Annotated in this window: 11 protein-coding genes; 5 read left to right on the top strand and 6 right to left on the bottom strand. The window is 68.6% G+C overall.

The genetic code is table 11. The features are described 5' to 3' along the window. Positions 1 to 325: 325 nt before the first annotated feature. The 5 genes from ACE3Q6_RS20660 (at position 326) to pepT (ending at position 4,744) form a co-directional block, all read left to right on the top strand. Positions 326 to 532 (top strand): 16S rRNA (uracil(1498)-N(3))-methyltransferase, encoded by a 207-nt coding sequence (locus ACE3Q6_RS20660; RefSeq protein ID WP_374436609.1) that lies wholly within the window; start codon positions 326 to 328, stop codon positions 530 to 532. Next, positions 529 to 1,374 carry a GNAT family N-acetyltransferase gene (locus tag ACE3Q6_RS20655; protein WP_374436607.1) on the top strand — a complete coding sequence of 282 codons (846 nt, stop codon included), beginning with the start codon at positions 529 to 531 and terminating at the stop codon, positions 1,372 to 1,374. Before ACE3Q6_RS20660 ends, ACE3Q6_RS20655 begins: the two co-directional genes overlap by 4 nt. After that, a complete protein-coding gene (locus tag ACE3Q6_RS20650) occupies positions 1,371 to 1,922 on the top strand; it encodes a hypothetical protein (protein ID WP_374436606.1) in 552 nt (183 codons plus the stop codon). Before ACE3Q6_RS20655 ends, ACE3Q6_RS20650 begins: the two co-directional genes overlap by 4 nt. A 224-nt stretch (positions 1,923 to 2,146) precedes the next feature. Continuing rightward, positions 2,147 to 3,493: a glutamate--cysteine ligase gene (locus tag ACE3Q6_RS20645; RefSeq protein WP_374436603.1), complete on the top strand. Its 1,347-nt coding sequence runs from the start codon at positions 2,147 to 2,149 to the stop codon at positions 3,491 to 3,493. A 9-nt stretch (positions 3,494 to 3,502) separates the two neighbouring features. Continuing rightward, positions 3,503 to 4,744: a peptidase T gene (gene pepT / locus ACE3Q6_RS20640; protein WP_374436601.1), complete on the top strand. Its 1,242-nt coding sequence runs from the start codon at positions 3,503 to 3,505 to the stop codon at positions 4,742 to 4,744. Between the two features lie 87 nt (positions 4,745 to 4,831). Here pepT and plsY read toward each other — a convergent pair whose 3' ends face one another. The 6 genes from plsY to ACE3Q6_RS20610 form a co-directional block, all read right to left on the bottom strand. Continuing rightward, complete coding sequence (gene plsY / locus ACE3Q6_RS20635; protein ID WP_374436599.1) at positions 4,832 to 5,446, bottom strand: glycerol-3-phosphate 1-O-acyltransferase PlsY; 615 nt, start codon at positions 5,444 to 5,446, stop codon at positions 4,832 to 4,834. 3 nt (positions 5,447 to 5,449) lie between these two features. Beyond that, positions 5,450 to 6,724 carry a dihydroorotase gene (gene pyrC, locus ACE3Q6_RS20630; protein ID WP_374436597.1) on the bottom strand — a complete coding sequence of 425 codons (1,275 nt, stop codon included), beginning with the start codon at positions 6,722 to 6,724 and terminating at the stop codon, positions 5,450 to 5,452. A gap of 62 nt (positions 6,725 to 6,786) precedes the next feature. Next, positions 6,787 to 7,308 (bottom strand): hypothetical protein, encoded by a 522-nt coding sequence (locus ACE3Q6_RS20625; RefSeq protein ID WP_374436595.1) that lies wholly within the window; start codon positions 7,306 to 7,308, stop codon positions 6,787 to 6,789. Continuing rightward, positions 7,305 to 7,745: a hypothetical protein gene (locus ACE3Q6_RS20620; protein ID WP_374436593.1), complete on the bottom strand. Its 441-nt coding sequence runs from the start codon at positions 7,743 to 7,745 to the stop codon at positions 7,305 to 7,307. Before ACE3Q6_RS20620 ends, ACE3Q6_RS20625 begins: the two co-directional genes overlap by 4 nt. A gap of 121 nt (positions 7,746 to 7,866) precedes the next feature. Beyond that, positions 7,867 to 8,208: a hypothetical protein gene (locus tag ACE3Q6_RS20615; protein ID WP_374436590.1), complete on the bottom strand. Its 342-nt coding sequence runs from the start codon at positions 8,206 to 8,208 to the stop codon at positions 7,867 to 7,869. 187 nt (positions 8,209 to 8,395) lie between these two features. After that, on the bottom strand, positions 8,396 to 8,986 hold the full coding sequence (locus ACE3Q6_RS20610) for a hypothetical protein (RefSeq protein WP_374436588.1): 591 nt from the start codon (positions 8,984 to 8,986) through the stop codon (positions 8,396 to 8,398). Positions 8,987 to 8,988 lie beyond the last annotated feature (2 nt).

The following is an 8,988-nucleotide window of genomic DNA, read 5'->3' as shown; positions in this document are numbered from 1 at the left end:
CAATGCGCCTCCCTCCCCCCGCCGTGGGGGAGGGATGGGGTGGGGGGCCGCGACGCTTCCGCCCGCCTCCGCCGCCATCCTGGTCAGCCCCGAGGGCAGCTTCTCCGCCGACGAGGCCACTCCTTGGCAAAGCGAACCACGTCGCCCTCTGCCCCAGCCCAAGGATCCTCCACGCCGACACCGCCGCCGTCGCCGCCCTGACGCTGTGGCAAGCCGCCTGCGGAGACTGGCGGTGACGCTCGATAACGGTCCAGATACCCGCACGCGTGACCGTTGCGCCGCAGCCAGCGTCAATGCGCCTCCCTCCCCCCGCCGTGGGGGAGGGATGGGGTGGGGGGCCGCGACGTTTCCACCTGCACCTGCCGCCATCCTGATCGGCCATGAGGGCAGCTTCTCCGCCGATGAGGCCGCCAAACTCCAAACGAAACCCAACGTCACCCCCCTCAGCCTTGGCCCCAAGATCCTGCACGCCGACACTGCCGCCGTCGCGGCCCTGACCCTCTCGCAAGCCGCCTGCGGAGACTGGCGATGATCGCCGAGGCCGGGCCAGACCACCGCGCCGCGCTGGACTCCATCCTGACCGCTGGGATCGACCAGGCGATGTTTCCCCTTTCGAACCTCCGCGCGCATGGTCTGGGTCAAGGTGGCTTTCCCAGCGACCACCCGCATGCCACCCGGTACTGGATCATCGACGGGACCAGCGTCGTCGCCCTGACCCGGGGCGGGATGCTTCTCTCTCTCCTTGCGACCGGCTGCGACCTCGCCGGTCTGCCAGCTGCGCTCAAGGGCCAGACCGTCCAAGGCGCCGCCGGACCCGCCGCCTCGACCCGGCCCGTCCTTGGCGCCCTGGGCCTGTCCACCACCCCCGCCCGCCTCGACGAGGACGAACCCGGCTTCGCGCTGGACCTGTCGCAACTTCGGCTTCCACCCCACCCCGACGCCACCCTGATCCCCGCCCGCGCAGCCGACCGGGACCTCCTCATCGCCTGGCGCGCCGCCGCCACCATCGAAACGCAGGGTATGCCCCCGGACCAGGCCCACGACCACGCCGCCGAGGACGTGGACGGCTGCCTCGCGAAAGATAGCCACCGCATCCTCCACCACCACGGCCAGCCCGTCGCCCTCACCGGCTTCAACGTCCGCCTGCCGGAAATCGTCCAGGTCGGCGGCGTCTACACCCCGCCCGCCCTCCGCAACCGCGGCCACGCTCGGACCGCCGTCGCCCTCCACCTGGCCGAGGCCCGCGCCGGCGGAGCATCCCGCGCCGTCCTCTTCGCCGCCACCCCCGCCGCTACCCGCGCCTACCTTGCCATCGGCTTCCAGCCCGCGGCACACTTCTCCCTCGTCCTCTTCTGCGACCCGGTCACCCTGTGAGCTTCATCCGCCCCGAACTCCTCGAAACGCTCCACCGCTGGCGCGAAACCATCGCCGGGGGGGCGGTCGCGGCCCTCGGCCTCTGGTCTGCCACGCGCGGCGGCTATCTCCTGACCCCTCTCGGCCTTCTCCTGCTGGCCCTCGGCCTCAGTTGGGCGGTGACGGCCTGGCGTCGGGTCCGCTTCCTCCAGGATGGCGAGGCCCCCGGCATCGTCCGCGTCACGGAAGCCCAGATCGCCTATTTCGGCCCCCGCGTCGGCGGCTTCGTCGGCCTGCCCGACCTGGCCGAGATCCGCCTCCTGACCCTTCGCGGCCGGCGCATCTGGAAGCTGAAGCAGGGCGATGGCCAGCTCCTCCACATCCCCGTGGAATCCGACGGCGCTGAAACCCTGTTCGACGCCTTCGCCACGCTGCCCGGCATCGATATGGCCGCCCTCGTGGCGGCGCTTGGCGGCGACGGCACCCCCTCCGACAGCCGCGTCATCGCCCTGGCCGAGGTCGACCGGCTGATCTGGTCGCGGAAAGGTGCGGGCGTGGTGGTCCGCTAGGGCCTGCGCTGGCGACAGCTTTTCTGTTCAATTCCTAACAGAAGTTTAATGCGTTGTCGCAAGGCTTTGAAATTGCTTGCTCCTGAAATCTGTCCACCGTGGACGGCAGACGTCTCACCCCCGCGACCCCCCTTGACTTGGCCAGCGGCCCGCGACACCTCTTGCCATCCGGTTCCCCACGGGGGAGCCAAGCCGAAGCCAGCGAAGTCCCGGAGCCCGTCCCCATGTCAATCCCTCAGTCCGGCGGCGGCCTCATCGAAAGCTTCGACCAGCTCGCAGCCTACATGGAGGCGGGGAGCAAACCCCGCGACCAGTGGCGCATCGGGGCCGAGCATGAGAAGTTCGGCTGGCTGACCGACACCCGCGCGCCGCTCCCCTATGCGGGCGACCGCTCCATCTCGGCCATCTTCGCCGCGCTGGAAGCCCGCTTCGGCTGGACCCCGGTCCGCGAGGGCGAGAACGTGATCGGCCTGACCCGGAACGGGGCCAACATCAGCCTCGAACCCGGCGGCCAGTTCGAGCTGTCCGGCGCCCCCCTCGCCTCGACGCTCGACGTCGGGGCCGAGCTGCAGAACCACCTGGACGAAGTCCGCGCCATCGCCGACCCGATGGGCGTCCGCTTCATGGGGATCGGGGCCGCGCCGGAGTGGACGCACGAACAGATGCCGGTGATGCCCAAGGGCCGCTACCGGCTGATGACCGACTACATGGGCCGCGTCGGCACCCACGGCACGCAGATGATGTACCGGACCTGCACCGTGCAGGTGAACCTCGACTACGCCTCGGAAGCCGACTTCGTGAAGAAGCTGCGGGTCGCGCTGGCCTTGCAACCCGTCGCCACCGCGCTCTTCGCCTCCTCGCCGTTCTTCGAGGGCAAACCGAACGGCCACCGCAGCTGGCGCAGCCGCATCTGGCGCGGCCTCGACGACAGCCGGACGGGCATGCTCCCCTTCGCCTTCGAAGACGGGATGGGCTTCCAGCGCTACGTCGACTGGGTTCTGGACGTGCCCATGTACTTCGTCTACCGCGACGGGAAATACATCAACGCCCTGGGCCAGTCGTTCCGCGACTTCCTGAGGGGCCAGCTCCCGGCGCTGCCCGGGGAAAAGCCCACACTGTCCGACTGGGCCGACCACATGACCACCGTCTTCCCCGAGGCGCGCGCGAAGAAGTTCATCGAGATGCGCGGCGCGGATTGCGGCGATCAGGCCCATATCGCGGCGCTGCCGGCCTTCTGGGTGGGCCTGATGTACGACCAGACTGCCCTCGACGCCGCATGGGACCTGGTGAAGGGCCTCGACGCCGAGACCCGCCAGGGCCTGCGCGTCGCGGCCTCGGTTTCGGCCCTGCAGGGCGAAGCGGGGGGCGTGAAGCTTCTCGACCTCGCCCGTGCTGCCGTGGGCCTGTCCCATGCGGGCCTGGTCGCCCGGGGCCTTGGCGAAGAGGTCCAGCTTCTCCCCCTCGTCGAAAGCCTGAAGACGGGCCGCGTGCAGGCCGACAAGTGGCTCGACCTCTACAACGGCCCGTGGAACCACGACCTCACGCCGCTTTACCAGGCAGCCTCCCTGTAAGGAGCCCACATGCGCACCCACTTCGATGCCGAGTTGGAAGAGCGTCTGATCCGCTACTGCGCCATCGACAGCCAGAGCGACGAGGACAGCAAGAGCCAGCCCAGTACGCAGGTCCAGTTTGGGATGCTGAACCTGCTGGTGGAGGAGCTGAAATCCATCGGCGCGCAGGACGTCCAGCTGACCGACTACGGCACCGTTCTTGCGACTGTCCCCGCCACGGCGGAAGGCCCCACGATCGGCTTCCTCGCCCATGTCGATACCGCCCCGGCCTTCAACGCGACCGGCGTGAAGCCGCGCGTTATCCGCGGCTACAACGGCGGGCCGATCCGCTTTCCCGATGGCCCGGACCTGGAACTGTCGCCCGAAGTCTCGCCCTATCTCGGCACGCGACTTGGCCATGACATCGTCACTGCCTCGGGCACCACGCTTCTTGGGGCCGACGACAAGTCCGGCGTCGCCGTCATCATGACCGCCGCCCGCCACCTGATCGCCAATCCCGACATCCCGCATGGGCCGATCCGCATCGCCTTTACGCCTGACGAGGAAATCGGGCGCGGCGTCGATCCGCGCCTGGCGAAAGACCTGAAGGCCGATTTCGCCTATACGCTCGATGGCGGCGCGGCGGGCGAGATCGAGTATGAAAGCTTCTCGGCCGACGGAGCGTTGGTGAAGATCGAAGGCGTCTCGGTCCACCCCGGCACGGCCAAGGACAAGCTGGTCAACGCGCTCCACCTTGGCGCGAAGATCATCGCCACCCTGCCGCAGGCCCGCATGACGCCCGAGACCACCTCGGACCGTGAGGGGTTCCTCATGGTCTACGAGATGCGCGGCACGGCGGCCGAATGCGAGCTGCGCTTCATCCTGCGGGACTTCGAACTGGACGGCCTTGCCGCCAAGGGGGCACTCCTGCGCCAGGTCTGCGAGGCCGTGGCCGCCACCGAGCCCCGCGCGAAGATCACCTGCGAGATCCGGCCCCAATACCGCAACATGCGCTACTGGCTGGAAAAGGACATGTCTCCCGTCGAACTTGCGCAAGGCGCCTGCCGTGATCTGGGGATCGAGCCGGTGTCCGTTCCGATCCGTGGCGGAACCGACGGGTCACGTCTGACCGAGATGGGCGTCCCTTGCCCGAACGTGTTCACCGGCATGCAGGAACTGCACGGTCCGCGCGAATGGATTTCGGTGCAGGACATGGCCCTGTCGACCCGCGTCGTGCTGCGGCTGGTGGAACGGGCTGCCGCAGCCGGCTGACCCGCGCGGCTTGGTTGCCGGACGGTAAACGTCCACGGTCAAGTCCTTGATTTTCCAGGATGCGTAGGCCTTGTCCTGCGTGGACAGTCAGGCCTTCTTCTTCTGACCGATCCTCGGTTCGGTCCCGGCCTTGATCCGCTTCAGGTTCTCCCAGTGCCGGACATAGATCAGGACCGTGAGGACGAAGCAAAGAAGCAAGAGGCTGCCGTCGGTCAGGAACAGGATCCAAAGGGCCGAGGTCGCCGCTGCCACCAGTGCCGCAATCGAGGAGACCCGCCCCAGGACCGCCGAGACGAGCCAGGTCAGACAGACCGCCGCGCCGACGATCCAGTTCAGCGCGAGGAGGAGCCCCAGGAAGGTCGCCACCCCCTTGCCCCCCCGGAAGCCCAGCCAGACCGGGAAGAGGTGTCCCAGGAAGGCCGCCAGCCCCGCCATCTGCGCCGCATCCTCGGCCAGAAGCCAGCGGGCCAGCAGCACGGCCACCGCCCCCTTGCCCCCGTCCAAGAGCAGCGTCGCCAGCGCCGCCCCCTTGTTCCCGGTCCGCAGCACGTTGGTCGCGCCGATGTTGCCCGACCCGATCTGCCGCAGGTCGCCAAGGCCCATCGCCCGGGTGACCAGCACGCCGAAGGGGATCGAGCCCAGAAGATAGCCCAGAACGGCGGTCAGCAGCAGAAGGCCCTGCGAGGTCACGATCTCTGGCATGTCTCAGTCTTCCGCCGCAAAGACCTGCGTCCCGCCGACCCAGGTGGCAAGCACCTTACCCTCCATCCGGGCGCCGTCAAACGGGGTGTTCTTCGACTTGGACCGCAGCTTGAACCGGTCCATCAGGAAGGGCGCGTCGGGGTCGAAGAGGACCAGGTCCGCCGGTGCGCCGGAGGTGAGGCGACCCTGCGGCAGGCCCAGCCGGTCGGCAGGGTTCAGCGCCATCGCGCGAAAGAGGGCGGGCAGGTCCAGGTGCCCGGCGTGATAGAGCCGCATCGCGGCGGGCAGGAAGGTCTCCAGCGCGACGGCTCCGGCGGCGGCTTCCTCGAAGGGCAGGCGCTTGGATTCCTCGTCGGCGGGCGTGTGCATCGAGGAGATCACGTCGATCGTCCCGTCGGCCACGGCAGCAACGATGGCCAACCGGTCCTGTTCCGACCGCAAGGGCGGCGTGACCTTGAAGAAGGTCCGGTAATCGCCCACGTCGAATTCGTTCAGCGTCAGGTGATGGATCGAGGTCCCCGCCGTCACGTCCAGCCCCGCCGCCCTGGCCCGGACCAGCGCGGGCAGGCTTTTTGCCGTGGTGATCTGGTCGGCGTGGTAACGGACGCCCGTCATCTCGACCAGCGCGAGGTCGCGCTCCAGCCCCATCCGCTCGGCCATGGGCGAGACGGCGGGAATCCCGCGCAGCGAGGCGAACTTGCCGCTCGTTGCCGAGGCGCCCGAGGACAACCCGGGGTCCTGCGGATGGCCCACGACCAGGGCGCCAAGCGACCGGGCATAGGTCATCGCCCGGGCGAGGGCCTTGGCGTCGGTCGACACCCGGAAGACGTCCGAGAAGGCAATCGCGCCGGCATCGCGCAGGAAACCGATCTCGGTCATTTCGCGCCCGTCGCGGCCCTTGGTCAGGGCTGCCATGTGGCGGATGCGGACAGGGGCCTCGGCGGCGCGGCGGGTGACGAACTCCAGCGTCTCGGGCGTGTCGATGGCGGGGTGGGTGTCGGGCCGGGCGATGATGGTGGTCACGCCCCCGGCCGCCGCCGCCGCCCCGGCGGATCCAAAGCTTTCGCGGTGCCGCTCACCCGGTTCGCCGATCTTGACGCCGAGATCGACGATCCCGGGGGCAAGGCATTTCCCACCGCAGTCGAAGACCGTCGCACCTTTCGGGGCCTTCTCGTCGCGGGCCAGGATCGTGCCATCCTTCACCGTCAGGCTGCCGGACGCATCGGTCCCGGCCTCGGGGTCGATCAGGCGGGCGTTCGTGAAGTGGATCGTGGTCATGTCCGGTCCGTCGGAAGGGCTGGCCCGATATGCGACGGCGCGGGCGGCTTGTCCACTGGAACTCAGCCGAAGGCGAGCCAGAGGGCGGTCACGGCCGTCAGGACAAGGGCGATCCCCAGAAGCAGGAAGGCCGAACCAGGCCGTTGCGGTGTGCGGTCAGGGGGCAGGTCGGGGGTAAGCATGCCTTGCGCGGCGGCGGCGGGCAGGGGCTCGAAGTGAACCGGCGGGAGCTCCTCGGCATAGGTGCCGACCAGCGTCAGGCGAGGGTCGGGGGTCAGCGTCACCTCGCGCCCGTGCAGTGCCTTGGACAGAAGGATCAGGACAGGACCCGTCAGGGCATCCAGCCGCGCGGGATCGGAGATGGCGGCCCCGGGGACGCCCAGCCCTTCGGTCAGGTAGCCAGACAGCCCGACGCCGGACAAGTCGGCAAGATCGAAGATCTCGACGTAGGCGGGATCGAGGTCGGGATCGCCCAGCAAATCGGCCGCGAGGCGGGCCTTGTCGCGCTGCAGGTCGTCGGCGGTCAGCTTGGCCGTGAAGACCCGGATGCCGTCGCGGTCATGGGCTGGGATGGTCAGGGTCATCGGCGTTCCGTGATCCGGGTGGCGGTGGCGGCGGGATCGGCCTGGTACTTGATGAGGTGGCGCTCCCCCGAGGTGGTGGTGACCTGGACCGCGCCGAGGATGGGCCGGGCCGACTGCACCTGCGCCAGCGGGATCGCGCGTCCCCCGGGACCGAGAAGCCGACGATCGGTCAGGCGCCAGACCTCGGCGAGGGCTTCCGAGGCAAGGAAGGCCGCCCGCGCTCCGATGGCGAGGACGGCTCCGAAGGGGCCGGCAATGGGATAGGGGTTGCCCTGCCAGACCAGGAACAGGCCCGCCGCGAAGCCAAGGACCACGGCCATGATGAGGTGACTGCGCCAATAGGCGATGCGGTCCGCGCGGAACTCGGCAAGGACGGTTTCGCCGGTTTGCAGCGGTGCGTCGGCGCCAAGGATCGAATCGGGCTCGATCCGGGCCATCAGGCGATCCAGACAATGACGATGGTGAAGATGGCGATGAAGACCAGGGCGGCGGCGGCCACCATGCCGGTCTGGCGCATCTCTGCCCGGGTGGGCTTGCGGTCGGGGTCGGGGGTCATGGCTACGCCTGCAGGTCGCGGATCATCCGGTAGACCTTATCCGCCTCGGCGATGTTTTCGAACCCCGCTTTGGTGGTCTCCAGCGCGCCATCCGAGTCCCTCTCCAGCCTGGCATGCAGCCAGATGGTAGAAGCGCGCTTGCCGGGTTCCGGTTCCAGGGCGGTCGAGGGCAGGATCGGGTAAACCTTCAGGTTGGGGAAGCGCCCCGTCCGCTGGATGTAGGCCGCGCGGGTGGTGAGCGTGTAGCGGATATCGCGGGCGGCCGTGCGGGCGTAGACCAGCGGGCCGAAGATGAGCAAGGCACCGATCCCGCTGAGGGGGATGGAGAAGGCTCCCAGGAACAAGGCAAGGCCCGCCTTCGGAGAGTGTGGCGGACTTGGGGAGTTGGGTAAGGCCGTAGAAAAAGAGCGCGAGACCGATGAAGAGGAAGGGAAGCCCGAAGGCCATCAGGAAGAGCGCCTTCCTGCGCTGGTGCAGGCCGGGGACGGGGGCAACCTGCGGTCTCGCCGGTGCGGAGGTGGAGGGAGAGCGTCATGACTGCGGCCCATGACCGTCGGAGTCGAAACGGCCGACGTTTGCCCAATAAACCGCGCGCCTGGCGTCCTCTTTGTCAAGCGCAGTGAAGACAAACCCGGATCTCGACCCGTCAACTTGCACATCGCCGTAGTAATCGATCCGGGCCTCACCACGCCTCAGCTGCCTGCTGCGAACCTTGCCGGGGTTCCACCCGTTGATCCGCAGGGCGCGGTCGGTCGTCAGGCCGTACAGGATCAAGACCGGCGCGAAGCGGGATTGCCATGCTTCGCGAAAGAACCAGGCACCCAGGCCCGCGCAGAGGACCCCCACAAACGGGATGAGGTAGAAGGCAGTTCGGCAATTCCTCACCGCTGCACGGGCGCAGTAGTCAGTGACGTCCTCTCCCCACGGGGCCACTGTGGCCATCCATCCCGCCATGCCAAGACAGATGAAGCAACTGATGGCGTAGCGTGGAAGAAGCCTGCGGCTGGACAACGTGGCGGACCACAGCAGGCGTTCATCCCCGGCCAAGAGATCGGTCAGCTTACCGGGCGGCGCGCGGTCGGATCCGATTTCCCAGATCGAGTAAGCGGGCGCTTGCCTCATCG

The sequence above is a fragment of the Tabrizicola sp. genome (assembly GCF_041913445.1).
Classification (GTDB): domain Bacteria; phylum Pseudomonadota; class Alphaproteobacteria; order Rhodobacterales; family Rhodobacteraceae; genus Tabrizicola.
Note: the sequence above shows the minus strand (reverse complement) of the source record. Positions and strands in the feature narration are given on the sequence as shown.

Coding starts and splice junctions, on each gene's coding strand:
- plsY (WP_374436599.1), bottom strand. CDS start 5,446: ATGCCAGAGATCGTGACCTCGCAGGGCCTTCTGCTGCTGACCGCCGTT.
- pepT (WP_374436601.1), top strand. CDS start 3,503: ATGCGCACCCACTTCGATGCCGAGTTGGAAGAGCGTCTGATCCGCTAC.
- pyrC (WP_374436597.1), bottom strand. CDS start 6,724: ATGACCACGATCCACTTCACGAACGCCCGCCTGATCGACCCCGAGGCC.
- ACE3Q6_RS20620 (WP_374436593.1), bottom strand. CDS start 7,745: ATGGCCCGGATCGAGCCCGATTCGATCCTTGGCGCCGACGCACCGCTG.
- ACE3Q6_RS20625 (WP_374436595.1), bottom strand. CDS start 7,308: ATGACCCTGACCATCCCAGCCCATGACCGCGACGGCATCCGGGTCTTC.
- ACE3Q6_RS20610 (WP_374436588.1), bottom strand. CDS start 8,986: ATGAGGCAAGCGCCCGCTTACTCGATCTGGGAAATCGGATCCGACCGC.
- ACE3Q6_RS20645 (WP_374436603.1), top strand. CDS start 2,147: ATGTCAATCCCTCAGTCCGGCGGCGGCCTCATCGAAAGCTTCGACCAG.
- ACE3Q6_RS20660 (WP_374436609.1), top strand. CDS start 326: ATGGGGTGGGGGGCCGCGACGTTTCCACCTGCACCTGCCGCCATCCTG.
- ACE3Q6_RS20655 (WP_374436607.1), top strand. CDS start 529: ATGATCGCCGAGGCCGGGCCAGACCACCGCGCCGCGCTGGACTCCATC.